At 60.0% G+C, this 23587-nt stretch carries 25 protein-coding genes; 6 read left to right on the forward strand and 19 right to left on the reverse strand.

From position 1 onward, the window contains the following. The 3 genes from NN484_RS12145 to NN484_RS12155 are packed head-to-tail and all read right to left on the reverse strand — an operon-like array spanning position 1 to position 1630. On the reverse strand, positions 1 to 714 hold the full coding sequence (locus tag NN484_RS12145) for a PilW family protein (RefSeq protein WP_215502150.1): 714 nt from the start codon (positions 712 to 714) through the stop codon (positions 1 to 3). Further along, positions 711 to 1160 (reverse strand): type IV pilus modification protein PilV, encoded by a 450-nt coding sequence (gene pilV, locus NN484_RS12150; RefSeq protein WP_215502151.1) that lies wholly within the window; start codon positions 1158 to 1160, stop codon positions 711 to 713. The genes NN484_RS12145 and pilV overlap by 4 nt, the downstream gene beginning before the upstream one ends. Next, positions 1157 to 1630 carry a GspH/FimT family pseudopilin gene (locus tag NN484_RS12155; protein WP_215502152.1) on the reverse strand — a complete coding sequence of 158 codons (474 nt, stop codon included), beginning with the start codon at positions 1628 to 1630 and terminating at the stop codon, positions 1157 to 1159. The genes pilV and NN484_RS12155 overlap by 4 nt, the downstream gene beginning before the upstream one ends. A 130-nt stretch (positions 1631 to 1760) precedes the next feature. Here NN484_RS12155 and NN484_RS12160 point away from each other — a divergent pair, with 130 nt between their 5' ends. Further along, positions 1761 to 2330: a GspH/FimT family pseudopilin gene (locus tag NN484_RS12160; protein WP_215502153.1), complete on the forward strand. Its 570-nt coding sequence runs from the start codon at positions 1761 to 1763 to the stop codon at positions 2328 to 2330. Here NN484_RS12160 and ispH read toward each other — a convergent pair. The 6 genes from ispH to murJ all read right to left on the reverse strand — a co-directional run bounded on the left by ispH (position 2287) and on the right by murJ (position 9842). After that, complete coding sequence (gene ispH / locus NN484_RS12165; RefSeq protein WP_215502154.1) at positions 2287 to 3231, reverse strand: 4-hydroxy-3-methylbut-2-enyl diphosphate reductase; 945 nt, start codon at positions 3229 to 3231, stop codon at positions 2287 to 2289. The genes NN484_RS12160 and ispH overlap by 44 nt on opposite strands. A gap of 209 nt (positions 3232 to 3440) precedes the next feature. After that, positions 3441 to 3878 (reverse strand): FKBP-type peptidyl-prolyl cis-trans isomerase, encoded by a 438-nt coding sequence (fkpB, locus tag NN484_RS12170; protein ID WP_215502265.1) that lies wholly within the window; start codon positions 3876 to 3878, stop codon positions 3441 to 3443. Between the two features lie 7 nt (positions 3879 to 3885). Further along, complete coding sequence (gene lspA, locus NN484_RS12175) at positions 3886 to 4398, reverse strand: signal peptidase II (RefSeq protein WP_127651939.1); 513 nt, start codon at positions 4396 to 4398, stop codon at positions 3886 to 3888. Then, positions 4391 to 7222 (reverse strand): isoleucine--tRNA ligase, encoded by a 2832-nt coding sequence (gene ileS / locus NN484_RS12180; protein ID WP_215502155.1) that lies wholly within the window; start codon positions 7220 to 7222, stop codon positions 4391 to 4393. Before ileS ends, lspA begins: the two co-directional genes overlap by 8 nt. Positions 7223 to 7235: 13 nt before the next feature. Then, positions 7236 to 8174, reverse strand: a complete 939-nt coding sequence (gene ribF, locus NN484_RS12185; protein ID WP_003228347.1) for a bifunctional riboflavin kinase/FAD synthetase — start codon at positions 8172 to 8174, stop codon at positions 7236 to 7238. A 129-nt stretch (positions 8175 to 8303) separates the two neighbouring features. Beyond that, entirely contained in the window at positions 8304 to 9842 is a 1539-nt protein-coding gene (murJ, locus tag NN484_RS12190; protein WP_215502156.1) for a murein biosynthesis integral membrane protein MurJ, read from the reverse strand. 252 nt (positions 9843 to 10094) lie between these two features. On the opposite strand from murJ, the gene rpsT reads away from it, so the two are divergent. Further along, positions 10095 to 10367 (forward strand): 30S ribosomal protein S20, encoded by a 273-nt coding sequence (gene rpsT / locus NN484_RS12195; RefSeq protein WP_003228351.1) that lies wholly within the window; start codon positions 10095 to 10097, stop codon positions 10365 to 10367. A gap of 181 nt (positions 10368 to 10548) precedes the next feature. On the opposite strand, the gene NN484_RS12200 is transcribed toward rpsT, so the two are convergent. From NN484_RS12200 to rplU, 5 genes are all read right to left on the reverse strand, one after another. After that, entirely contained in the window at positions 10549 to 11016 is a 468-nt protein-coding gene (locus tag NN484_RS12200) for a CreA family protein (RefSeq protein WP_025108784.1), read from the reverse strand. A 12-nt stretch (positions 11017 to 11028) separates the two neighbouring features. Further along, the gene (proB, locus tag NN484_RS12205) at positions 11029 to 12147 is read right to left on the reverse strand and encodes a glutamate 5-kinase (RefSeq protein WP_127651935.1); all 1119 of its coding nucleotides are present in this window, start codon (positions 12145 to 12147) and stop codon (positions 11029 to 11031) included. 198 nt (positions 12148 to 12345) lie between these two features. Beyond that, complete coding sequence (gene cgtA / locus NN484_RS12210; protein WP_274659186.1) at positions 12346 to 13569, reverse strand: Obg family GTPase CgtA; 1224 nt, start codon at positions 13567 to 13569, stop codon at positions 12346 to 12348. Positions 13570 to 13763: 194 nt separating this feature from the next. Beyond that, positions 13764 to 14021: a 50S ribosomal protein L27 gene (gene rpmA, locus NN484_RS12215; protein WP_003228360.1), complete on the reverse strand. Its 258-nt coding sequence runs from the start codon at positions 14019 to 14021 to the stop codon at positions 13764 to 13766. A 35-nt stretch (positions 14022 to 14056) separates the two neighbouring features. Beyond that, on the reverse strand, positions 14057 to 14368 hold the full coding sequence (gene rplU, locus NN484_RS12220; RefSeq protein ID WP_003228361.1) for a 50S ribosomal protein L21: 312 nt from the start codon (positions 14366 to 14368) through the stop codon (positions 14057 to 14059). A gap of 241 nt (positions 14369 to 14609) precedes the next feature. Between rplU and NN484_RS12225 the strand changes: the two genes are divergently transcribed. From NN484_RS12225 to NN484_RS12235, 3 genes are all read left to right on the forward strand, one after another. Further along, positions 14610 to 15578, forward strand: coding sequence for a polyprenyl synthetase family protein (locus NN484_RS12225; RefSeq protein ID WP_127651934.1), 969 nt, complete (start codon positions 14610 to 14612; stop codon positions 15576 to 15578). A 159-nt stretch (positions 15579 to 15737) separates the two neighbouring features. Further along, positions 15738 to 16079, forward strand: coding sequence for a zinc ribbon domain-containing protein YjdM (locus NN484_RS12230; RefSeq protein WP_025108781.1), 342 nt, complete (start codon positions 15738 to 15740; stop codon positions 16077 to 16079). A gap of 195 nt (positions 16080 to 16274) precedes the next feature. After that, positions 16275 to 16532: a PA4570 family protein gene (locus NN484_RS12235; RefSeq protein ID WP_008078558.1), complete on the forward strand. Its 258-nt coding sequence runs from the start codon at positions 16275 to 16277 to the stop codon at positions 16530 to 16532. 132 nt (positions 16533 to 16664) lie between these two features. Here NN484_RS12235 and bamJ read toward each other — a convergent pair whose 3' ends face one another. From bamJ to NN484_RS12250, 3 genes are all read right to left on the reverse strand, one after another. Continuing rightward, positions 16665 to 17282 (reverse strand): BamJ family beta-barrel-assembly machinery protein, encoded by a 618-nt coding sequence (gene bamJ, locus NN484_RS12240; RefSeq protein ID WP_003228367.1) that lies wholly within the window; start codon positions 17280 to 17282, stop codon positions 16665 to 16667. 123 nt (positions 17283 to 17405) lie between these two features. Next, complete coding sequence (locus tag NN484_RS12245; protein ID WP_274659187.1) at positions 17406 to 17711, reverse strand: DUF6482 family protein; 306 nt, start codon at positions 17709 to 17711, stop codon at positions 17406 to 17408. 135 nt (positions 17712 to 17846) lie between these two features. After that, entirely contained in the window at positions 17847 to 18335 is a 489-nt protein-coding gene (locus NN484_RS12250) for a TIGR00645 family protein (protein WP_003228371.1), read from the reverse strand. A 176-nt stretch (positions 18336 to 18511) separates the two neighbouring features. Here NN484_RS12250 and NN484_RS12255 point away from each other — a divergent pair, with 176 nt between their 5' ends. Further along, positions 18512 to 20344, forward strand: coding sequence for a hypothetical protein (locus tag NN484_RS12255; RefSeq protein ID WP_274659188.1), 1833 nt, complete (start codon positions 18512 to 18514; stop codon positions 20342 to 20344). Between the two features lie 6 nt (positions 20345 to 20350). On the opposite strand, the gene NN484_RS12260 is transcribed toward NN484_RS12255, so the two are convergent. Beyond that, the gene (locus NN484_RS12260) at positions 20351 to 20680 is read right to left on the reverse strand and encodes a PA4575 family protein (protein ID WP_007963794.1); all 330 of its coding nucleotides are present in this window, start codon (positions 20678 to 20680) and stop codon (positions 20351 to 20353) included. 311 nt (positions 20681 to 20991) lie between these two features. Continuing rightward, positions 20992 to 23430, reverse strand: coding sequence for a Lon protease family protein (locus NN484_RS12265; RefSeq protein WP_127651930.1), 2439 nt, complete (start codon positions 23428 to 23430; stop codon positions 20992 to 20994). Between the last annotated feature and the right edge of the window lie 157 nt (positions 23431 to 23587).

The following is a 23587-nucleotide window of genomic DNA, read 5'->3' on the forward strand; positions in this document are numbered from 1 at the left end:
TCACTGCAAGCGGTTGCGCAACGCGGCAACCACGTTGAAGGTTTGATTGGCCACCCGATTGTTCGGGTCGGTGAGGGTCAGGCTCAGGCGCACACTGCGGATGCGCGCCGGATCGCTGGGGTTGCTGCTGTAAGAGGACGCCGCGACATCGGTGGCGGAGGTGGCCAGACCGAAAGTGACGGTGAACGCGCTGACGTTGTTCACCAACACTTGCTGGGCCGGGGTGCCGCTGCCGGTGCCCATGAGGATCTGGTTGTTGCTGAAGCTGTAGATCAGGCGGCGGATCGGAAAGGCGATCTGCCCGCTCGCTGCCGCGCGCAACCCGGTATACGCCGTGGCGCTGTTGCGGCAATCGGAGACCACCGTCCAGGTCGGGGTGCCGCCATTGCCGCCGACGTCGGCGGTAACCAGGGTCAGCTTGAGGTTGCTGTTGTCCCAACTGATCGGAGTGATCTGCGCTGTATTGAAATCCCCTGCGGAACTCGCATCGTTAATGCTGCCAAGGCAGCCGAACATGCCGACCATGCGCAGTTCCTGAATCATCTTGCTCAGCACAAAACGTGCGTCTTCCTGCATCGCCGCAGCCGTATTCTGGCTGACGTAGGTGTTTTTCGCGGCGAGGAACGTCTGTACCACTCCCAGTACGATGATCAGCCCGAGCGCTAAAGCGATGAGCATTTCGATCAGGCCGAAACCACGGTTGTAGTACTTCATGGCGTGGCCACCGGATCGACCGCAGCGCGACTCCTCAGAACGAAGCTGCGTGTGGTGCCGGGAGCATTCGCGGCTCGCGAGTCATTCCAGTTGATGGTGATGGTGTACACCCGCTGATTGAGGGTGATCGTGCCGGTGGCCGTCGGCCCGCCGAAATTGACGATGTTGGTGGTGAAGTCGTAGAGGTCCTGATCGCGGGCGACACTGAGGTTGCCCGAGGTCGGCGGCGTGACCGTGTAATCAGCGGCGGCGTTGGCCCGGATGCGGTCCATCATGTCGTAGGCGATGAAACTGGCCTGGCTGGTCATCCGTGAACTGTCGGTGTACTTCAGTGCATTGAGCTGCACGGCTGCCGCGCCCAATATGCCGACAGTCAGAATCAGCAACGCGACCAGCACCTCGATCAGCGACATGCCTTCCTGTGCCTGTTTACTCCCTGCCCTCATCCGCAACTTCCACCCAATTGAATTCGTCCGTTCAGACACACGTTCAGCGTCCTGCTTTGCGTTCCCAGCACGTAACTGATGACCACCGCCGTCGACGGGGCCGCCAGACCGCCCAGATTGTTGAAATCCAGTGCGGTGACTCCTGAGGGTAGCGTCAGAGTCGCGCCGCTGCTCATCGCCGGAACAACCCGCAATACATTGGCCGGAGTGCCAGTACCGTCGTAGACCGACAACTCGCCGGTCCACACGCTGCCACCGGCGCTCGGTCGCAGCCGCGTGGTCACGCCGCGGTCGATCGCCTCCAGCCGCGCATAGTTGATCGCCCGTTGCAGATCGCCCATTTCGGTGTCGGCCTTGCTGCTCTGGATCGAACGGGTGAAGCCCGGCACCGCCAGGGTGATAAGGATCACCAGCACGGCGACCGCAGCCAACAACTCGGGCAGCGTGAAACCTTTTGTACGATGATTCATCGATGCCCTCCGTTGCCGTCGGCTATACCTGCCTCTACAAACTAGAACATTCAACCGGCCCGCGTCGGTTGATTTGCCCTGCCCGGCGCAAGGATCGCGCCTGGCCTCATGCTTCAGGGAGGAAGTGCTCATGCCGCAGCAGGGTTTCAGTCTGATTGAATTGCTTATGGGACTGGCGATTGGCGCGATTGTTCTGGCGCTGGTCAGTCCGGCGTTTGCCGCCTTCACCGAATCGACTCAGCGCGAGCAGGCAGCCCAGTCTTTACTCGACGGGATTCGCAACGCTCGCACGCAGGCCATCACGCGCAATGAGAGCGTGGTGATTCACGGCATCAACGGCGACTGGAGTCAGGGCTGGCGGATCATTCTGGATATCAGCGGCAAGGGGTCGCAGGACAGCGACAATCCACTGCTACAGGAGCAGACGAGTGCTGCGCGGGTACCGATTGTCGGCAATTGGGCGGTCAGTCGTTACGTGCGGTTCAGCAGTCTGGGGCAACCGCTGATGCCCGGGCGGGCATTTCAGGCTGGGACACTACATCTGTGTTCGGCACACGAGCCGGTCAGCCAGCTCCAAGTGGTGCTGGCGGCGACCGGTCGAGTGCGCCTGACCCGAGAAAAGACCGGGCAGGCGCTATGCGAGAAAGCGAAAAGCGTTAAATCGAGCGGACGCGCAGCTCTTTCGGCATCGAGAACGTAATGTTCTCCTCGCGTCCGGCCAGCTCATCGGCACCGGTCGCGCCCCACGCCTGCAATTGCTGGATCACGCCGCGCACCAGCACTTCCGGCGCAGAAGCGCCGGCGGTGATGCCGATACGCTCAACCCCGTCGAACCAGCTCTTTTGCAGGTCTTCGGCGCCGTCGATCAGGTAGGCCGGTGTGGCCATGCGTTCGGCCAGTTCACGCAGACGATTGGAGTTGGAGCTGTTCGGGCTGCCCACCACCAACACCACGTCGCATTCGTCGGCCAGTTGCTTGACCGCGTCCTGACGGTTTTGCGTGGCGTAGCAGATGTCGTCCTTGCGCGGGCCGCCGATGGCCGGGAAACGCGTGCGCAGGGCATCGATCACGCGACTGGTGTCGTCCATCGACAGGGTGGTCTGGGTCACGAAGGCCAGCTTGTCCGGGTTCTTCACCTGCAGCTCGGCGACATCCTTCTCGTCTTCGACGAGGTAGATCGCACCACCATTGCTGCCGTCGTACTGGCCCATGGTGCCTTCGACTTCCGGGTGACCGGCGTGGCCGATCAGGATGCACTCACGGCCGTCGCGGCTGTATTTCGCGACTTCGATGTGCACCTTGGTCACCAGCGGGCAAGTGGCATCGAACACTTTCAGGCCACGGCCGGCGGCTTCGGTACGCACCGCTTGAGAGACGCCATGGGCACTGAAAATGACGATGACGTCGTCCGGCACCTGATCCAGTTCTTCGACGAAGATCGCGCCACGGCTGCGCAGGTCTTCGACGACGAACTTGTTGTGCACCACTTCATGGCGCACGTAGATCGGCGGCCCGAAGACTTCCAGGGCGCGGTTGACGATTTCGATCGCCCGGTCCACGCCGGCGCAGAAGCCACGGGGGTTGGCGAGTTTGATTTGCATGCTGTGCCTCGTGTCTTGCGCGCGAAAAAACAGTGAATAACTACTGTGGGAGCAGACCCGTTGTGACGAGGGGGCTTGCCCCCGTTCGATTGCGCAGCAATCGTAAATCGATCACCACTATCTCATTCAAGATCGAGGTGGATCATTTCAGGGGCACTGCGCGCCCCAACGGGGGCAAGCCCCCTCGCCACAAAGGCTCCCGTGTACTTTTACAGCGCTTTGACGTTGATGATCTCGACGTCAAAGGTCAGCGTCTTGCCGGCCAGCGGGTGGTTGAAGTCGACGGTCACTTGCGCGTCGTCGAATTCTTTCACCACACCCGGCAGCTCAGTATTGGCCGCATCGTTGAAGATCACCAGCAAACCCGGCGACAGCTCCATGTCGGCAAACTGCGAGCGCGGGATGATCTGCACGTTTTGCGGGTTCGGCTGGCCGAAGGCGTTTTCCGGCTCGACGGTCAGCGTGCGCTTGTCGCCAGCCTTGAAGCCGAACAGTGCCGCTTCGAAACCCGGCAGCAGGTTGCCGTCGCCGACCTTGAAGGTCGCCGGAGCTTTGTCGAACGTGCTGTCGACCGTGTCGCCGTTCTCCAGGCGCAGTGCGAAGTGCAACGTGACTTCCGTGTTCTGACCGATGCGTTGCTCAGCCAATACCTGTTCAGTCATGAACGGCTTCTCCGGTTTTCTTGGTTTTGAACATGTCCAGTGCCAGCATCACCGCGCCAACGGTGATGGCGCTGTCGGCAAAGTTGAACGCCGGGAAATACCAGCGGTTCTGCCAGTGCACCAGAATGAAGTCGATCACATGGCCCAGGGCAATGCGGTCATACAGATTGCCCAGCGCGCCGCCCAGCACCAGCGCCAGAGCGATGGCCAGCCAGGTATCGTTGCGACCCAGACGTTTGAGCCAGACCACCAGCACCGCACTGACCACGATCGCGATCAGGGCGAACAGCCAGCGCTGCCAGCCGGAGCTGTCGGCCAGGAAGCTGAACGCCGCGCCGGTGTTGTAGGCCAGGGTCCAGCTGAAGTAATCAGGAATGATCACGATCTGCTGGAACATTTCGAGCCTGTTTTCGAAGTAGAACTTGCTGGCCTGGTCGATGACCAGAACCAGCAAACTCAACCAGAGCCAGCTCAACCGTCCGAAACGGCCAACGGCATTAGGCATAGTGACGAACCTCGCCGGCGCCGCTGATGTTGTCGACGCAACGACCGCAGATTTCCGGATGCTCCGGGTTCACGCCGACGTCTTCACGGCAGTGCCAGCAACGGGCGCATTTCGGGAAGGCCGATTTGACGATCTTCAGTTTCAGGCCGCTGACTTCGGTGACGACCGCGTCTGCAGGTGCCTGAACGAAAGGCGCCACGCTGGCGGTCGAAGTGATCAGTACAAAGCGCAACTCGTTGCTCAGCTTGGCCAGGTCGGCGCTCAGGGCGTCTTCGGCGAACAGCGTCACTTCGGCTTGCAGGTTGCCACCGACGGCTTTGGCCGCGCGCTGGATTTCCATCTCTTTGTTGACCGCAACTTTCACTTCCATGATGCGATCCCAGTAGGCGCGACCCAACTCGAAGCCTTCCGGCAGCTCGGTCAGACCTTCATACCAGGTGTTGAGCATCACCGACTCGTTGCGCTCGCCCGGCAGGTACTGCCACAGCTCGTCGGCGGTGAACGCCAGGATCGGTGCGATCCAGCGCACCAGCGCTTCGCAGATGTGGAACAGCGCGGTCTGGCACGAGCGGCGCGCCTTGCTGTCGGCGCCGGTGGTGTACTGGCGATCCTTGATGATGTCGAGGTAGAAACCACCCAGCTCCTGCACGCAGAAGTTGTGGATCTTGGAGTAGACGTTCCAGAAACGGTATTCGCCGTAGTGCTCTTGCAACTCGCGTTGCAGCAGCAGGGTACGGTCCACGGCCCAGCGATCCAGCGCGAGCATGTCTTCAGCCGGCAGCAGGTCGGTGGCCGGGTTGAAACCGGTCAGGTTGGAAAGCAGGAAACGTGCGGTATTACGGATGCGACGATAGGCGTCCGCGCTGCGTTGCAGAATCTGCTCGGACACGGCCATTTCGCCGGAGTAGTCAGTCGAGGCGACCCACAGACGCATGATGTCGGCGCCCAGGGTGTCGTTGACTTTTTGCGGTGCGATCACGTTGCCCAGCGACTTGGACATCTTGCGGCCGGACTCGTCGACGGTGAAGCCGTGGGTCAGCAGTTCGCGGTACGGCGCGTGGTTGTCGATGGCGCAACCGGTCAACAGCGACGAGTGGAACCAGCCGCGGTGTTGGTCGGAACCTTCCAGGTACAGGTCGGCGCGCGGGCCAGTCTCGTGACCCATCGGGTGCGAACCGCGCAGCACGTGCCAGTGGGTGGTGCCCGAGTCGAACCAGACGTCGAGGGTGTCGCTGATCTTGTCGTACAGCGGCGCTTCGTCGCCCAGCAGTTCGGCGGCGTCGAGCTTGAACCAGGCTTCGATGCCTTCGACTTCAACGCGCTTGGCAACTTCTTCCATCAGCTCAACGGTGCGTGGGTGCAGCTCGCCGCTTTCCTTGTTGAGGAAGAACGGGATCGGCACGCCCCAGTTGCGCTGACGGGAGATGCACCAGTCCGGACGGTTGGCGATCATCGAATGCAGGCGCGCCTGGCCCCAGGCCGGAACGAACTTGGTGTCTTCGATGGCTTTGAGCGACCGCACGCGCAGGGTGTCGCCGCTGACCGGCTCTTTGTCCATGCCGATGAACCACTGCGCGGTCGCGCGGTAGATCAGCGGGGTCTTGTGGCGCCAGCAGTGCATGTAGCTGTGTTCGATGACGGTGGTGTGCATCAGCGCACCGACTTCGGTCAGCTTGTCGACGATGGCCGGGTTGGCTTTCCAGATGAACTGGCCGCCAAAGAATTCCAGCGACGGCGCGTACACGCCGTTGCTTTGCACCGGGTTGAGGATGTCGTCGTTGACCATGCCGTACTTCTTGCAGGTCACGAAGTCGTCCACACCGTAAGCCGGGGCGGAGTGAACCACACCGGTGCCGGCGCCCAGTTCCACGTAGTCGGCCAGGTACACCGGCGACAGACGGTCGTAGAACGGGTGACGGAAGTTGATCAGTTCCAGCGCCGAACCTGGCGCGGTGGCCAGCACGGTGCCTTCAACGCCGTAACGGGACAGGCAGGACTCGACCAGCTCTTCAGCCAGAACCAGCAGCTTGTCGCCGATATCAACCAGCGCGTAGTTGAATTCCGGGTGAACGTTCAGCGCCTGGTTGGCCGGGATGGTCCACGGGGTGGTGGTCCAGATCACGATCGAGGCAGGCTTGCCCAGCGACGGCAGACCGAACGCGGCGGCCAGTTTGGCCTCGTCAGCGATCGGGAAGGCAACGTCGATGGTCGAGGACTTCTTGTTCTCGTACTCGACTTCCGCTTCGGCCAGGGCCGAACCGCAGTCGAAGCACCAGTTCACAGGCTTGAGGCCCTTGAACACGAAACCGCCCTTGACGATTTCGGCGAGGGCACGGATTTCACCGGCCTCGTTCTTGAAGTCCATGGTCTTGTACGGGTTGGCGAAGTCGCCCAGCACGCCGAGGCGGATGAACTCGGTCTTCTGCCCTTCGATCTGCTCGGTGGCGTAGGCACGGCACAGCTCGCGGGTCTTGTCCGCGCCCAGGTTCTTGCCGTGGGTCACTTCAACCTTGTGCTCGATCGGCAGGCCGTGGCAGTCCCAGCCCGGAACATACGGCGCGTCGAAGCCCGACAGGGTCTTCGAGCGGATGATCATGTCCTTGAGAATCTTGTTCAGTGCGTGACCGATGTGGATCGTGCCGTTGGCGTACGGAGGACCGTCGTGCAGGACGAACTTCGGACGATCCTTGCCAATCTCGCGCAACTTTCCGTACAGGCCAATACTGTCCCAGCGCTGCAGGATCTGCGGTTCGCGCTGTGGCAGGCCGGCCTTCATTGGGAAGGCGGTGTCCGGAAGGTTTAGCGTGGCTTTATAGTCGGTCATTTAAGGCTCTTCATTAGCGATGGGCGCTAGGTGCGGCTAGTGCACGGGCGGCGGCGACATCCGCGTTGATCGCCGTTTTCAGTGCCTCCAGAGAGGCGAAACGCTGCTCTTCACGCAGCTTTTGGTGGAAAACCACCGTCAGACGCCGGTCATACAGATCGCCGGCAAAATCCAATAGGTGAACTTCAAGGTGGGCTTTGCCATCACCTTGCACCGTGGGCCGTACGCCGATGTTGGCGACGCCGGGCCAGGTCTTGCCGTCGATGTCCACATCCACCAGATAAACCCCGGTGAACGGCACGCGACGACGCTTGAGTTGAATGTTGGCAGTGGGCGTCCCCAGTTGCCGGGCCAGTTTCTGACCGTGCAGTACGCGACCGGCGATCCGGTACGGGCGGCCGAGCAGGCGTTCGGCCAAAGCAAAATCGGCGGCGGCCAACGCGTTGCGCACCTGGGTGCTGCTGACGCGAATGCCGTCCAGCTCGACGGTTTGCGCGGCTTCCACGGTAAAACCATGGACTTGTCCGGCCTGCAGCAGAAAATCGAAATCGCCGAGGCGGTCGCAGCCAAAGCGGAAATCGTCACCGACTTCCAGATGCTGCACGCCGAGGCCATCCACCAGGATGGTATCGACGAACTCACTGGCGCTGAGCTTGCTCAGGCGCTGGTTGAACGCCAGGCACAGAACCCGGTCGACACCTTCGGCGGCCAGCAGTTGCAGCTTGTCGCGCAACCGGGCCAGACGTGCCGGCGCGGTCTCGGGAGCAAAGAATTCCCGCGGCTGCGGCTCGAAAATCACCACGCAGCTGGGTACGCCCAACTCGAGCGCACGCTCACGCAGTCGGGCCAGGATAGCCTGGTGACCACGGTGAACACCGTCAAAGTTGCCAATAGTGGCGACGCAGCCCCGATGCTGGGGGCGCAAGTTGTGGAGGCCTCGAACCAGCTGCATAACGCGCTTCTTGCTCATAAAGTGGTCGATTATAACCACACCCGACGGTCGACGACAGGCAACACCGTAACGCAAAGTGATCGAGCCGACAAAACTGCCGGCCCGTGCCCGCCCATAAAGGCTGAAACCTCAGCTCAAGGCCTTGCGATTGAAGTCTCGCAGGCGAAAGCCCAGCAGCAGCAACATGCCGAAGTACGCCACCACACCAGCAACCACCAGCGCACCGAGACGCAGGAAACGTTCCAGCATGTGCCCCTGATCCCAGGCCGGCATGAAATGCATGCCGAGCAGTAACACCGCCGACATCACTGACACCGCCACCACCAGCTTGAAGCCGAACGTGTACCAGCCCGGTTGCGGCTGATACATCTTTTGCTTGCGCAGCTGATAGAACAGCAGCCCGGCATTGAGGCAGGCACCGGCACTGATCGCCAGCGCCAGACCGGCGTGAGCCAGCGGACCGATCAATACCAGGTTGAACAGTTGAGTGACGATCAGGGTGAAAATTGCGATTTTTACCGGGGTACGAATGTTCTGTTGCGCATAAAAGCCCGGCGCCAGCACCTTGATCACGATAATCCCCAGCAGGCCGACAGAATAGGCAATCAGCGCACGCTGGGTCATGGACGCATCAAACGCGCTGAACTGACCGTACTGAAACAATGAAACCGTCAGCGGCTCGGCAAGAATCCCCAGTGCCAGCGCACACGGCAGCACCAGCACGAAGCACAGGCGCAGGCCCCAGTCGAGAATCCGCGAATACTCGTGGCGATCCTTGCTGGCGTAGGTTTTGGCCAGAGTCGGCAGCAGGATCGTGCCCAGCGCCACGCCGAGTACGCCAGACGGCAACTCCATCAAGCGGTCGGCGTAATACATCCACGACACCGAACCGGCCACCAGAAACGAAGCGAAGATGGTGTTGATGATCAACGAAATCTGGCTGACCGAGACGCCGATGATCGCCGGCAGCATCTGTTTCATCACCCGCCATACGCCGCTATCGCGCAGGTTCAGGCGTGGCAGCACCAACATGCCGATCTTTTTCAGGTGCGGCAGTTGATAGAGCAGCTGCGCCAGCCCACCCACCAGCACCGCCCAGCCAAGGGCCATGACCGGCGGATCGAAATATGGCGTCAGGAACAGCGAGAACACGATCATGCTGACGTTAAGCAGGGTCGGCACGAACGCTGGCACCGAGAAGCGGTTCCAGGTATTGAGAATCGCCCCGGCCAGCGACGACAGGGAGATCAGCAATATATAAGGGAACGTCACCCGCAGCAGATCGGAGGTGAGCTGAAATTTTTCCGGTGTGTCGGCAAACCCCGGTGCCGTGGCCCAGATCACCCAAGGCGCGGCGATCATGCCCAGCGCAGTGACCAGTGCCAGCACCAAGGTCAGCAGACCGGAAACATAGGCAATAAAAGTACGGGTCGCCTCTTCGCCCTTCTGACTTTTGTATTCCGCCAGAATCGGCACAAATGCCTGGGAGAACGCGCCCTCGGCGAAAATTCGCCGCAACAGGTTGGGCAGTTTGAAGGCGATAAAGAAGGCATCAGTCGCCATCCCGGCGCCGAATGTGCGAGCGATGAGCGTGTCACGAACAAAGCCCAAAATACGGGAAAGCATCGTGATAGAGCTGACGGCGGCCAACGATTTGAGCAGATTCATTGAGGAAATCAGGGCCTTTCGATAAACAGCAGGCGAACAATGCGCCCACTTGTGCGATACTCCGCGCCGCAACAGCACAGAGCCAAAGCTCGCGAGTTTACAGGTCAAGCGCCGGAAATAAATATCCCGCCTCTTTATACCTACCACTTAGCGGAACGATTCAAGTGCCCTTGACAAGACTTCTCTTCATCGGCATGATTCGCGGCCTATTTTGTTTGCTATTTCCTAAAAAGTCTTTCGAGGAGCTCGACGGTGGCCAACTCACCTTCCGCCAAAAAACGTGCAAAACAGGCTGAGAAGCGTCGCAGCCACAACGCCAGCCTGCGTTCCATGGTTCGTACCTACATCAAGAATGTAGTTAAAGCCATCGACGCAAAAGACGCTGAAAAAGCTCAAGCTGCATACGTTCTGGCTGTGCCAGTTATCGACCGTATGGCCGATAAAGGCATCATCCACAAGAACAAGGCTGCTCGTCATAAGAGCCGTCTGAATGGCCACGTCAAGGCACTGAAAGAAGCTGCCTAAGCGACGTAGTCATTAAAAAACCGACCTCAGGGTCGGTTTTTTATTGCCTGCGATTTGATAAACGCAAAGCAAAAAAATGTAGGAGTGAACCTGCTCGCGATAGTGGTTAGTCAGATGTGCATTTGCTGACGGGTACACCAATATCGCGAGCAGGCTCACTCCTACAATTGGTTTTGCGCTGTTATTGCTGGACCGGCACCCACGGCAGGATCGGAATCGCCGTCACCGCATTCTGCGGGCTCCCCTCGATCACGCGATCGCTGTAGACCAGATACACCAGCGTATTGCGCTTCTTGTCGAGGAAACGCACGACCTGCATGGTCTTGAACACCAGCGAAGTGCGCTCCTTGAACACCTCGTCGCCATCCTTCAGCTCGCCCTTGAACTTGATCGGGCCGACCTGACGACAGGCAATGGATGCCTCGGCGCGATCCTCCGCCAGACCCAGACCGCCCTTCACCCCGCCAGTCTTGGCACGCGACAGGTAGCACGTCACGCCGTCGACTTTCGGATCATCGAAAGCCTCGACCACGATCCGGTCATTCGGACCGACGAACTTGAACACCGTCGACACCTGACCGATTTCCTCGGCCGAGGCCAGCAATGGCAACGCCATCAGCAGACCCAACAATCCTTTTGCCATGCGCATCGCGTTTTTTCCTTAAACCAGAATCAGGTTGTCACGGTGAACCAGCTCCGGCTCAGCCATGTAGCCCAGCACGCCGACAATTGCATCCGACGACTGACCAATGATTTTTTGCGCCTCCAGAGCGCTGTAGTTGGCCAGGCCACGGGCGATCTCACGACCATCCGGCGCCACGCAGACCACCATTTCGCCACGGCGGAAACTGCCTTGCACCAGCTTCACGCCGACCGGCAGCAGGCTCTTGTTGCCCTGCGACAACGCCGATACCGCCCCCTCATCCAGCACCAGCGTGCCACGGGTTTGCAGATGCCCGGCCAGCCACTGCTTGCGCGCCGCCAGCATGCCGCGCTCAGGCGACAGCAGTGTGCCGATGCGCTCGCCAGCCTTCAGGCGATCGAGCACTCGCTCCAGGCGACCGCCGACGATGATGGTATGCGCCCCGGACCGCGCCGCCAGACGCGCCGCACGCAGCTTGGTCTGCATGCCACCGCGACCGAGCGCACCACCGGTGCCGCCCGCCACTGCATCCAGGGCCGGATCATCGGCGCGCGCTTCGTAGATCAGCTGCGCATCCGGATTATTGCGCGGATCGGCGTCAAACATGCCATCGCGATCGGTCAGGATCACCAACAGGTCAGCCTCGACCAGGTTGGCCACCAGCGCCGCCAGCGTGTCGTTGTCGCCGAAACGGATTTCGTCAGTCACCACAGTGTCGTTTTCGTTGATCACCGGAATGACCTTCAGCTCGACCAGTGCACGCAGGGTGCTGCGAGCGTTCAAGTAGCGCTTGCGGTCGGACAGGTCGTCGTGAGTCAAAAGAATCTGCGCGGTGTGCAGGCCATGCTCGGCAAAGCTCGATTCCCAGGCCTGCACCAGCCCCATCTGACCGATTGCAGCAGCGGCCTGGAGCTCGTGCATTGCACTGGGTCGTGCAGTCCAGCCCAGGCGGCTCATACCGGCAGCCACTGCGCCGGAAGACACCAGCACCAGCTCGACACCTGCTTCATGCAGGGCCACCATCTGCTCGACCCAGACACCCATTGCCTTGCGATCCAGCCCCTTGCCGTCCGCCGTCAGCAAAGCGCTGCCGATCTTCACGACCCAACGCTGCGCACCTGTCACTTTGCTCCGCATCATCTTCAACCTTAGCTTGAGGGCAGCGCGACCCAGCGCTGCCCGTGACGTTATTCGTGACTACCGTCCAGATACTAAAACGCCGCTCGATTGAGCGGCGCCTTTGTAGCCGGCGTGCGAAGGATCATAACACCGCACCCGACCGCGATCCTCAGCACAGCAAAAGATCGCAGCCTGCGGCAGCTCCTACACAACGAATCAGTCACGCACGTAAATGATTTCCGGACCGTCTTCATCATCCACATCTTCTTCGTCCCAGTCATCGTCGCCGATGTCATGGACCGACTTCACACCGCTGCGACGCAGGGCACGCTTGTCATCCAGCGCCTGCAACTGTGCACGGGCTTCGTCTTCGATGCGCTGATCGAGATCGGCCAGCTCTTCCTTGTACGCAGGGTCGTTAGCCAGGCGATCAGCACGATCTTCCAGATAACGCATGATGTCGCGGGTCAGACGCTCAGTGCCTTCTTTGGCGATGGCCGAGATCACGTAGACCGGACCTTCCCACTGCAGACGCTCAACGACTTCCTTGACGCGCTCTTCGTGCTCTTCTTCGAGGATCTGGTCGCACTTGTTCAGCACCAGCCAGCGATCACGCTCGGCCAGCGACGGGCTGAACTTGACCAGTTCGTTGACGATCACTTCAGCCGCGTCCGGCGCACTGCTGTCATCCAGCGGCGCCATGTCGACGAGGTGCAGCAACAGGCGGGTACGCGCCAAATGCTTGAGGAAACGAATACCCAGGCCGGCACCGTCGGAAGCACCCTCGATCAAACCCGGAATATCAGCGATGACGAAGCTCTTCCAGCGGTCGACGCTGACCACACCCAGGTTCGGCACCAGCGTGGTGAACGGGTAGTCGGCGACTTTCGGCTTGGCGGCCGAAACCGAACGGATAAAGGTACTTTTGCCGGCGTTCGGCAAGCCCAGCAGACCGACGTCAGCCAGTACTTTCATTTCCAGCTTCAAGTCACGCTGCTCACCCGGTTTACCCGGAGTGGTCTGGCGCGGCGCACGGTTGGTACTGGATTTGAAACGGGTGTTGCCCAGACCGTGCCAGCCGCCCTGCACCACCATCAGTTTCTGGCCGGCCTTGGTCAGGTCGCCAATCACTTCCTGGGTAGCCGAGTCGATCACGGTGGTACCGACCGGCACGCGCAGGATCAGGTCTTCACCCTTCTTGCCGGTGCAATCGGTACTGCCGCCGTTGGAGCCACGCTCGGCATCGAAGTGCCGGGTGTAACGGTAGTCGACCAGGGTGTTGAGGTTTTCGTCGGCCATCATGTAGATGGAACCGCCGTCACCGCCATCACCGCCGTTCGGGCCGCCGTTTTCAATGAACTTTTCCCGACGGAAACTCATGCAGCCATTGCCGCCGTCGCCTGCTTTTACGCGGATCGATACTTCGTCTACAAACTTCATAACTCAACGCCTCTCGCCATACGGACGAGCCGAAAAACAATCAAGACATAAGACTCTTGCAAAAATGAGCGCAGCGACCCCAAGACACGACCTGCATCGCACGCCGACAGCCCATACAAACAGTTTTGCAAGAGACTCACCCCACAAACGAAAAAGCCCCGTCGCAAGACAGGGCTCTTCCAGCGATCTCGCGATTAAGCCGCGACAACGCTCACGTAACGACGACCGAAGGCGCCTTTTACTTCAAACTTGATCACGCCTTCGATTTTCGCGAAGAGGGTGTGATCTTTACCCATGCCAACGCCGTAGCCAGCGTGGAATTGGGTGCCGCGCTGACGCACGATGATGTTGCCGGCCTTGATGACCTGGCCGCCATACATCTTCACGCCAAGGCGTTTGGCTTCTGAGTCGCGACCGTTACGGGTACTACCACCAGCTTTTTTGTGTGCCATGAGTTCAATTCTCCTAGTGAGGAATTAGGCTGTAATTAAGCCTGAATACCGGTGATTTTGATCTCGGTGAACCACTGGCGGTGGCCCATACGCTTCATGTGGTGCTTACGGCGACGGAACTTGATGATGCGGACTTTATCGTGACGACCTTGGGAGATCACTTCAGCCTTGACGGTTGCGCCAGCAACAACAGGTGCGCCGATGTTCACGTCGTCGCCATTGGCGACCAGCAGAACGCGGTCAAAAGTCACGGATTCGCCAGTAGCGACTTCCAGTTTTTCGATCTTCAGGTATTCACCTTCAGCGACCTTGTATTGCTTACCGCCGGTAACGATTACTGCGTACATGGTATTTCTCCGATAATCCTGCTCACCCAGCTCTTTATAAGAAGAGGTATTGGCTGGCATGGCTGCATGGGGCTGGAACGGCCCAAGTGCAATTGCGTAAGGCAGGTGCTGCCCAGGAAGTTCAGGGTGCGCGATTGTACGCAAGCATCGAGAGTCACGCAAGAGGCCGTCCATCGCGCCTTGACAGGCCCCGGTGGGGGTCCTAGCATGCCGCGCAACCCTTCTGGAGCAACTGTCGCTGATGCAACCCCAAGCTTTCTACCGCGCGGTGGCGGACGATTTTAACGCCGTCGACGGCATCATCAAGAAGCAGCTGACTTCCCGAGTGCCGCTGGTATCGAAAATCGGCGATTACATCACCTCGGCCGGCGGCAAACGCCTGCGTCCTTTATTGGTGCTGCTGTGTGGCAAGGCGCTGGGCCGCGAAGGCGATGACCTGCGTCTGCTGGCCGCCACCATCGAATTCCTGCACACCGCGACCCTGCTGCACGACGACGTGGTCGACATGTCCGGCATGCGCCGCGGCCGTTCGACGGCCAACGCCATGTGGGGCAATGCCCCAAGCGTACTGGTCGGCGACTTCCTGTACTCGCGCTCGTTCGAGATGATGGTCGAACTGGGCTCGATGCCGGTGATGAAGATCCTGTCCCAGGCCACGCGCATCATCGCCGAAGGCGAAGTGCTGCAACTGTCCAAGGTCCGCGACGCCAGCACCACCGAAGAAACCTACATGGAAGTCATCCGCGGCAAGACTGCGATGCTCTTCGAAGCCTCGACCCACAGCGCTGCGGCGCTGGCCGGTGCCACCGCCGAACAGAGCGAAGCCCTGCGCACCTTTGGGGATCACCTGGGCGTGGCGTTCCAACTGGTCGACGACCTGCTCGACTACAAGGGCGACGCCGAGACCCTGGGCAAGAACGTCGGTGATGATCTGGCCGAAGGCAAGCCGACCCTGCCGCTGATCTACACCATGCGCGAAGGTACGCCTGAGCAAGCTGCGCTGGTACGCCAGGCGATCCAGAAAGGCGGGATCGAAGACCTCGAAAGCATCCGCATTGCCGTGGAAGCCTCGGGCTCGCTGGAGTACACCGCGCAACTGGCCCGCGACTACGTGGCCCGTGCGATCAAGTGCCTCGACGCGCTGCCAGCCAGCGAATACCGCGATGCCCTGGTGGAACTGAGCGAGTTTGCGGTCGCCCGCACGCACTGAAATCGCCAGGCAAAATCAAAAGATCGCAGCCTTCGGCAGCTCCTGCATAAATCACCTGTAGGAGCTGCCGAAGGCTGCGATCTTTTGCTTTCAGCTCCCCACACAAAGAAAACCCTATATAATGTGCGACTTTTAGCGATCCCTCTCCAAGGAGCCCTAGTGAGCACGTTGCCACCCTGCCCGAAATGCAATTCCGAATACACCTACGAAGACGGTGCCCAACTGATCTGCCCTGAATGCGCCCACGAGTGGTCGGCCAGCGGCGAAGCCGAAGTGGCGTCCGATGATGCCGTGAAGAAGGATTCGGTCGGCAACGTCCTGCAGGATGGTGACACCATCACCGTGATCAAGGACCTGAAGGTCAAGGGCACCTCGCTGGTGGTCAAGGTCGGCACCAAGGTCAAGAACATCCGCCTGTGCGATGGCGACCACGATATCGACTGCAAGATCGACGGCATCGGCCCGATGAAGCTCAAGTCCGAGTTCGTCAGAAAGGTCTGATCCTGCTGTCAGCCATCCCGCGCCCGGCGTGGGATGGTGCTTCGCCCTCCCCTGCACAGCCGCGTAATAGCCAGACGCCAGCCGTTGTGACCTTACGCAATCTTTACCCGGAAAAAATCGCATTCCGCCAATAGGCACTTGCTATTTGACGAATAAGAATTATTCTCATTGAAACCTTTCAAGGAGATGAGACCCATGACTTATTTGATCGACGCCTGGCTGGATCGCCCACACCCTTACCTCAGAATCCTGCATCGGGAAACCGGAGAAGTCTGTGCGGTGCTGGAAGAAGAAGCCCTGCATGAGTTGCAGGATCAGGGCGATCTGGACGTCAGCAGCCTGAATTCCAGCGAACCGCTGGTGCTCAAGGAGCTGGTGCGCAATCTGTTCCTGTTCTGCTATGCCCGGGCCTTGCGCCCGACCCATGAGCTGCATCACAAGATCGAAATATGAAGCCCCCAAAAAATTGTAGGAGTGAGCCTGCTCGCGATAGTGGCATATCAGGCAACTGAGTAGTCGACTGAACAGACGCCATCGCGAGCAGGCTCACTCCTACATTAGCCCGCCATCAAGGCAGGCCAGGTCTTACAGAACGTCCAGCAGCTCGACGTCGAATACCAGAACGCTGTGCGGCGGGATGCTGCCAACACCTTGAGCGCCGTAAGCCAGTTCGCTCGGCACGTACAGACGCCATTTGCTGCCGGCATTCATCAGTTGCAGGGCTTCGGTCCAGCCGGCGATCACGCCGCCCACCGGGAATTCTGCTGGCTGGCCGCGATCGTAGGAGCTGTCGAACACAGTGCCGTCGATCAGCATGCCGTGGTAGTGAGTACGCACGGTGTCTTCACGGGATGGCTTGGCGCCTTCGCCCTGGGTCAGCACTTCGAATTGCAGACCGGAAGCCAGGGTGGTGATGCCTTCTTTCTTGGCGTTTTCAGCCAGGAACGCACGGCCTTCGCCAGCGGCAGCTTCAGCCTTGGCAGCGGCTTCGGCTTGCATGATCTCGCGGATCACTTTGAAGCTGGCGGACATTGCTTCCTGATCGACACGGCTTGGCTTGCCGGCGAATGCGTCGGTCAGACCGGCCAGGATGGCGTCGAGGCTGACACCCGGTGGCGGGTTGTCGCGCAGCTGGTCACCCAGCTGACGGCCGATGCCGTAGCTGACGCGAGTTTCGTCGGTGGACAGATTTACTTCGGACATGACACTGCTCCGCTGTGCGGACGGCCATCAGACTTGCCGTGCGTGCACAGCGCGTCCCGGCGCGCCCGGAACCTAAAAGGGCGAGCAGACTAGCACAGATGCCCGGAGGATGGGACGCAAGGCCTACAGGGCCGAGCGCCAGGCCAGCGGCACTTTCAGGCTTTCATCGACGCTGCCGCCCAGGCCGCACATTTCGTCGTGCACCGAGGTGTGTACGAGGTTGAACGGCAGCACCGGAAAGTTATGCAGTAAATCCCGCGCATGCTCCACCGAACGCAGCTTCAGCATCTCGCCCTTGAGATCACTCAACGGATACGCCGCCCCATGCATCCGGGCCTCGAGCAGATAAATCCCGCCCTCCATGGAGATCAGGTTCAGCTCATCGACCTTTCTGGCGATGGCAAACGCATTCAACTCTTGCAGATTCATGAACACACCTCATGCGATGGCGAGCCAGGACCTCTACAGGGATATGCCCGTGCAGGCCAAAGCACAAGCCAAAAACGACACCGCCCGTCTGTTTCGCAACAGACGGGCGGTGTTTTTGCAGCGATCAATCAATGATCAGTGCTTGGTGACCTTGTCCAGGTAACCCATGGCGAATGCCGAGATCACGAAGGTCATGTGGATAATCACGTACCACATCAGGTGCTCGGGATCGACGTTCTTGGCGTCCATGAAAATCCGCAGCAGGTGGATCGAGGAAATCGCCACGATCGAGGCCGCCACTTTCATCTTCAGCGACGAAGAGTCCATGGTGCCCAGCCAGTTGAGCTTTTCCTTGTTGTCGTCGATATCCAGTTGCGAGACGAAGTTTTCGTAGCCGGAAATCATCACCATCACCAGCAGGCCACCGACCAGCGCCATGTCGATCAGCGACAGCAACACCAGAATCAGGTCCGACTCGGCCATCGAGAACACGTTGGGGATGACGTGGAAGACTTCCTGGAAAAATTTCAGTGCCAGCGCCAGCAACCCGAGGGACAGGCCGAAATAGATCGGTGCCAGCAGCCAGCGCGAGGCGTACATTGCGTTTTCGAAAAAGCGTTCCATTGAATCTCACACAAGGGGGGGGTTGTAATCGGGGGCAAGTATAACAGTCACCTGTGACAGCCAGAAACCGCCCGGCTCGCACCTCCAATCACCGCAACCTGCGTGTGTGGGTGATTTTTTTTCTGCTACTGTCCAAACCATTGACCGCCTAGCGAAAGTGGACAGGACGACTGGAAATGCGTGTGCGATTGCCGTTAACGACTGCCGGAATTTACCTCGTTCTGCTGCTGGGTGGTTGCTCTCCCGGCGAGGAAAAGAAACCTTCGGTCAGCCTCGAAGCAAAGACGGCAACCTTCGAACATTCACTGGACGCCATCACCGATCCGAAGCTCAAGGACGCCGTGACCGAACTCGGCGGCTCACTGCTGCTGCTCGAACGCGCGCAACTCAAGCTCGACAGCACACCGCTGAAAACCGTCTACGGCGAAGACACCCTCGGCATCCTCAAGCACTACCCTTCCCCACAGGCGCTGGTCGATACCTTCATCGACGGGCTGTTCGTGCTGCACAAGGACGCCAGCTCCGACTACCTCACCGACCTGCAACCCGTGTTCCCCTTCAATCTCAACATTCCCGGCGGCTTCCTGTTCCCGCATGGCGTGGAGTGGCAGTCGGTAACGCTGAGCAACAAACGGGTGATTGCCTATCAGCCGGAGTGGTCGGAAACCGATCCTGGCATCCAGTTGAGCCCGTCCAGCTCCAACGTCAACAACCCCGATGACCTGACCGTGACCTACCCGTTCATCGAAGGACTGGACGTGGACAAGAAGACTCAGCCGCAACCCGTGAGCCTGCAAGGCAAAGTCGAAGTCATCACGCCGCGCCGCTTGTTCAGCTTCAACCTGAGCCAGAAGGATATCGGCCAGACCCGCACCGACGACAACCTCAGCGTCACTCTGCTGAAGCTGGAAAAAAACTACGCCGAAGTCGAATTCAGTAACAGCCTGCCACTGGCCCCGGAAGTCGAGGGCACTCAGCTCAACCCGTTGATCGTTCAGGCCCGCGACACCACCGGGCAATACCTGGTGCGCGCCGGTTCGATCAACGAGAGCCCGGCACAAGTGAGCTTTTACGAGAAGCAACTGGCGCATCTGCAGCAACAGAAAACCTGGAGCGAGGCGCTGGAAAAACAGCTGGAGGACGAGCAGCACGCCTTCGAGCAGCAGCATCCGCGCCGTTACAACAAGGTCTACTTCAACGGCCCTGTCGATACCCTGGAAGTCAGCGTGCTCGACTTCTCATCGGCGACCGTGACCCGCAAGGCCCTGGATCTGCCGGTGCGCACCTTCAGTCAGCACACCACGGACAAAGCCATCCAGCCGCTGGACCTGCCGGTGGTGGTGTATGACGATCTGGCGCCGAACTGGCTCAAGGGTGCGAGCCTGACTGAGGAAGAGCTGAAGGCCGGCATTCGCATCCATCAGTCTGTGGAAGAGCCCAGCGCTGCACGCATCGAGTTCTCCCACCGTCGAACCTTCAACGATGAATTGCTTGGCGATGACTTCAACCCAGGCGAAAGCCCGGTGACGTTCTTCACCGAAAAACGCAGCGGCAAACTCGATGAGCCGATCGAACTGCCGCCCGAGGCGTATCAGGTCGATCCACTGCAAGCGACCATCACTTACGATTTGAACCTGTTCCCGGAAACCCCGGCGATTGCCGTGGGTTCAATGCCGTTGTTTCTCGCGACCGTGGACAAGCAAGCCTACGACGCCAAGTCGCTGCCCAAAGGCCTGGAGATCAAGAACAACACGCTGGTGGTGGACCTGAAACGCTTCCCGGCCAACGCCTGGCGGTTCTTCGTCAAGGATGACAGTGGCAACTACCTGAAACAAATTCTCTCGGTCAGCCACGACGCGAGTGCGCAAGGCCCGGCGCTGTTCGGCGTGCATTACTTCTATGGCCGTCCAACGCACGTGGAGACCTATCAGCGAACCGACCTCAGCACCGTGCAATACGGCTTTGAGGTCAAGCTCGACAAGGCGCAGTTGTCTGATACTGCGCCGTGATTGCGCCTAATGGTCGAATACGCCGACCGTACGCCCACGCCCACCGTTGATCTGGCGCAGCTGTGCCTGCAGGTGCAGGCTCCAGATCTGCGGATCGTCGGCCAGCTCATAGCCATGCATCGTCAGGCTTTCAACAATGGTGTCGAGAATCGACTCGGCGGCGACCGGCCCATGAAACGGGCCCTGAGCCTTGATGGCGGAAGGTTGTTCGCCAGCCATGCCGGCGGCGAAGAGCAAGGTCCACATGCCGTTATCGCCGGCCAACGGCTTGATGGCGCACTCGATACGGGTCACAAGACCCAGGCATTGACGGGTGAGGCAGAGGTTGCGCGACATGGCGGCGACCCTCGGTAAAGCCGGTATTCAGCCTTCACGCGAAGGCTGTTTCGATCCAGTGATACTGTCGATGTCCTTGAGCTGAGAATAGAAGAAAAGTCCGCCGCGCAAGCCGGATAGAACCAGAAGGCGCCGAATGGTCATTGTGTGAATTCTGACGCCAGAGTAGTGGCACTTTTCCCGAAGATCCCAGCAAAAACCATTGTAGGAGTGAGCCTGCTCGCGATAGCGGTTTATCAGGTCACTCGTTCGTTGACTGACACTCCGCTATCGCGAGCAGGCTCACTCCTACAGTTCGACCGTGTTAAGGGTCAGGCCGGCTTGGCCTCTGCCAACGCCTCCTGCGCCAGTTCCTTCTCGGCCTCTTTCAGGTCTTCTTCGCTGATCATCTCGGCAATCACCCGCAGACGCTCGACCACCCGCGCGTTGACGCTGCCCTCGGGGAACTGGCCTTCGGCATCCGGCTCACCGGCCGGCTCGCCCACCAGCAGGCTCAACGCCTCATCGGCCTGACGCACCGCGTACACGTGGAACTGCCCGGCACGCACCGCTGCCAGCACCTTCTCGTCGAGCATCAGCGTGGCGACGTTGGCCTGCGGAATGATCGCGCCCTGCTCGCCGGTCAACCCGCGAGCTTCGCAGAGGCGGAAGAAGCCTTCGATCTTCTCGTTGACCCCTCCGACCGCCTGCACTTCGCCGAACTGGTTGATCGAACCGGTGATTGCAAAGCACTGCTTGAGCGGGGTTCTCGACAGCGCCGAAATCAGTGTGCAGGCCTCGCCCAGCGACGCACTGTCGCCATCGACGTAACCGTAGGATTGCTCCAGCGCGATGCTCGCGGAAATCGCCAGCGGGAATTCCTGGGCGTAACGGCTGCCCAGATAACCGGTGAGGATCATCACCCCCTTGGAGTGGATTGGCTGCCCGAGGTTGACCTCGCGTTCGATGTCGACGATGCCGCTGCCGCCCGGATACACCGTGGCGGAAATCCGCGCCGGGACACCGAACGCCGAATCACCGACTTCCAGCACGGTCAGTCCGTTGCACTTGCCGACCGCGGCACCGTCGGTGTCGATCAGGATGATCCCGGCAAGCATGTCGTCGAGAATCCGCGCCGATACGCGGCCAGTACGCGTGGCCTTGGCTTTCAGCGCGCGTTCGATGTGCCCGGCATCGGTCATTTCATCACCGGCCAGATGACGAATGAAGTCCGCCTCGCTGACCAGCTGGAACAGGTCGCCGATACGCGCCGACAAACGCCCCTGATGCTCGGCCAGACGTGCGCTGTAGGTCGCCAGACGCGCCACTGCATCGGCGGTCAGCGGCGCCATGCCTTCTTCCGAGGTGCGGGTTTTCAGCAACTGGGCGAACTGCTCCAGGCTTTCGTCGACCATCGGGATGTCTTCGTCGAAGTCGACCAGCACCCGGAACATCTCCTGGAAATCCGGATCCAGGTCCTGCAGCGTGTAATACAACTGCCGCGCACCGATGATCACCACTTTGACCTGCAGCGGAATGTGCTGCGGATTGAGGGTCACGGTGGCGAAACGGCCCATCTCGCCCAGCGGCGATTCCATTTTCAGCTTGCGCGATTGCAGGGCGCGTTTAAGCGCGTCCCACACGAATGGCTCGCTGAGCATTTTTTCCGCTTCCAGAATCAGGAAGCCGCCGTTGGCGCGATGCAGTGCACCCGGGCGCAACTGGCGATAGGTGGTGTAAAGCGCGCCCTGATCGGTGGTGTATTCGATGCGGCCGAACAGGTTTTCGTAAGTCGGGTGCGGCTCGAACACCACTGGCGCACCGCCACTGAACGGGTGACCGACCACCAGGCTCGGCGCGTATTGCTCTTCCAGCAGCTTGCGCGCTACCGCGTCGGTCTTGCTGTCGTCGACCAGTTGCTCGACCACGGTTTTCAGCAGGTACACCTGCATCGCCTGCAGGTAACCGCAGACTGCGGCGTTCTCCGCGTACTTCTCGGACAGCGGCGACAACAGCGGCTGCAAGGCCAGGGTGATGGTTTCTTCGTTGAGCTGACGCAGTTGATTGTTCGACTCACGCTTCCACTGCGGCAGGCTGGCGAGTTCTTCGTTCAGCCGCTCTTCGAGACCGGAAATGTCCTCGTGGAAACGCTCGCGCTCGGCTTCCGGCAATTGCGAAAACTCGGCTTCATCCAGCGCCTTGCCTTCGAGCATCGGGGTGAAGGCGATGTTGCTGCTGTCGCGGTACAGGGCGACGTCTTTTTCCAGGGCCAGACGTTCGATGACGTCCAGCGCCTTGTCGTAGCGCTGATTGAAGGCGCGATCGATGGCACTTTTTTTCTGCTGGTAGGACGGGTGCTCGAACACCGCCGGGAACGTCGCCAGCAGGTTATCGATCAAACCGTTGATGTCACCGATGAACGCGCCGGCCGTGCCCGAAGGCAGCTCCAGCGCACGAGGTTCACGCGGTTCATCGAAGTTGTTGACGTAGACCCAGTCCGCCGGGGTCTGCAGGCGTTTGCCTTCGGCTTTCAGATAGCGTTTGACGAACGAGAAGCGGCCAGTGCCGGGTTCGCCCATGACAAAGACGTTGTAACCGGGGCGTGGCATGGCCACACCGAACTGCAAGGCTTCGACCGCACGTTCCTGGCCAAGCACACCGCGAAAGGGCTCCAGATCATTGGTGGTAGTGAAGCTGAACTGTTCAGCGGAAAACGGACGGGTCAGCGCTTCAGGCGCAAGACGCAAGCTGGCAGCAACAGGATCAGGCATCGGGCTTCCTTAACAATCAGGCGGGGCAGATAGCGGCATTCTGGCGCTGCCCGTGCCCCACTGGCAAGGCGCGCCATGTGACAAAGCATAGACAAGCGTCCTGCTGCGCGGCCAGCCCCGTGAAACCGGGGATTTCAACGAATAATCAGCAAAAAAT

The organism is Pseudomonas serboccidentalis (assembly GCF_028830055.1).
Classification (GTDB): Bacteria; Pseudomonadota; Gammaproteobacteria; order Pseudomonadales; family Pseudomonadaceae; genus Aquipseudomonas; species Aquipseudomonas serboccidentalis.

Bases quoted from the DNA above. Each gene is read 5' to 3' on its own strand.
- ribF (WP_003228347.1), bottom strand. From the start codon at position 8,174: ATGCAGCTGGTTCGAGGCCTCCACAACTTGCGCCCCCAGCATCGGGGC.
- murJ (WP_215502156.1), bottom strand. From the start codon at position 9,842: ATGAATCTGCTCAAATCGTTGGCCGCCGTCAGCTCTATCACGATGCTT.
- proB (WP_127651935.1), bottom strand. From the start codon at position 12,147: ATGCGGAGCAAAGTGACAGGTGCGCAGCGTTGGGTCGTGAAGATCGGC.
- NN484_RS12145 (WP_215502150.1), bottom strand. From the start codon at position 714: ATGAAGTACTACAACCGTGGTTTCGGCCTGATCGAAATGCTCATCGCT.
- rpmA (WP_003228360.1), bottom strand. From the start codon at position 14,021: ATGGCACACAAAAAAGCTGGTGGTAGTACCCGTAACGGTCGCGACTCA.
- bamJ (WP_003228367.1), bottom strand. From the start codon at position 17,282: ATGTCCGAAGTAAATCTGTCCACCGACGAAACTCGCGTCAGCTACGGC.
- pilV (WP_215502151.1), bottom strand. From the start codon at position 1,160: ATGAGGGCAGGGAGTAAACAGGCACAGGAAGGCATGTCGCTGATCGAG.
- NN484_RS12265 (WP_127651930.1), bottom strand. From the start codon at position 23,430: ATGCCTGATCCTGTTGCTGCCAGCTTGCGTCTTGCGCCTGAAGCGCTG.
- NN484_RS12235 (WP_008078558.1), top strand. From the start codon at position 16,275: ATGACTTATTTGATCGACGCCTGGCTGGATCGCCCACACCCTTACCTC.
- NN484_RS12160 (WP_215502153.1), top strand. From the start codon at position 1,761: ATGCCGCAGCAGGGTTTCAGTCTGATTGAATTGCTTATGGGACTGGCG.
- lspA (WP_127651939.1), bottom strand. From the start codon at position 4,398: ATGCCTAATGCCGTTGGCCGTTTCGGACGGTTGAGCTGGCTCTGGTTG.
- NN484_RS12250 (WP_003228371.1), bottom strand. From the start codon at position 18,335: ATGGAACGCTTTTTCGAAAACGCAATGTACGCCTCGCGCTGGCTGCTG.
- NN484_RS12255 (WP_274659188.1), top strand. From the start codon at position 18,512: ATGCGTGTGCGATTGCCGTTAACGACTGCCGGAATTTACCTCGTTCTG.
- NN484_RS12260 (WP_007963794.1), bottom strand. From the start codon at position 20,680: ATGTCGCGCAACCTCTGCCTCACCCGTCAATGCCTGGGTCTTGTGACC.
- NN484_RS12155 (WP_215502152.1), bottom strand. From the start codon at position 1,630: ATGAATCATCGTACAAAAGGTTTCACGCTGCCCGAGTTGTTGGCTGCG.
- rplU (WP_003228361.1), bottom strand. From the start codon at position 14,368: ATGTACGCAGTAATCGTTACCGGCGGTAAGCAATACAAGGTCGCTGAA.
- cgtA (WP_274659186.1), bottom strand. From the start codon at position 13,569: ATGAAGTTTGTAGACGAAGTATCGATCCGCGTAAAAGCAGGCGACGGC.
- ileS (WP_215502155.1), bottom strand. From the start codon at position 7,222: ATGACCGACTATAAAGCCACGCTAAACCTTCCGGACACCGCCTTCCCA.
- NN484_RS12245 (WP_274659187.1), bottom strand. From the start codon at position 17,711: ATGAATCTGCAAGAGTTGAATGCGTTTGCCATCGCCAGAAAGGTCGAT.
- NN484_RS12225 (WP_127651934.1), top strand. From the start codon at position 14,610: ATGCAACCCCAAGCTTTCTACCGCGCGGTGGCGGACGATTTTAACGCC.
- NN484_RS12200 (WP_025108784.1), bottom strand. From the start codon at position 11,016: ATGCGCATGGCAAAAGGATTGTTGGGTCTGCTGATGGCGTTGCCATTG.
- ispH (WP_215502154.1), bottom strand. From the start codon at position 3,231: ATGCAAATCAAACTCGCCAACCCCCGTGGCTTCTGCGCCGGCGTGGAC.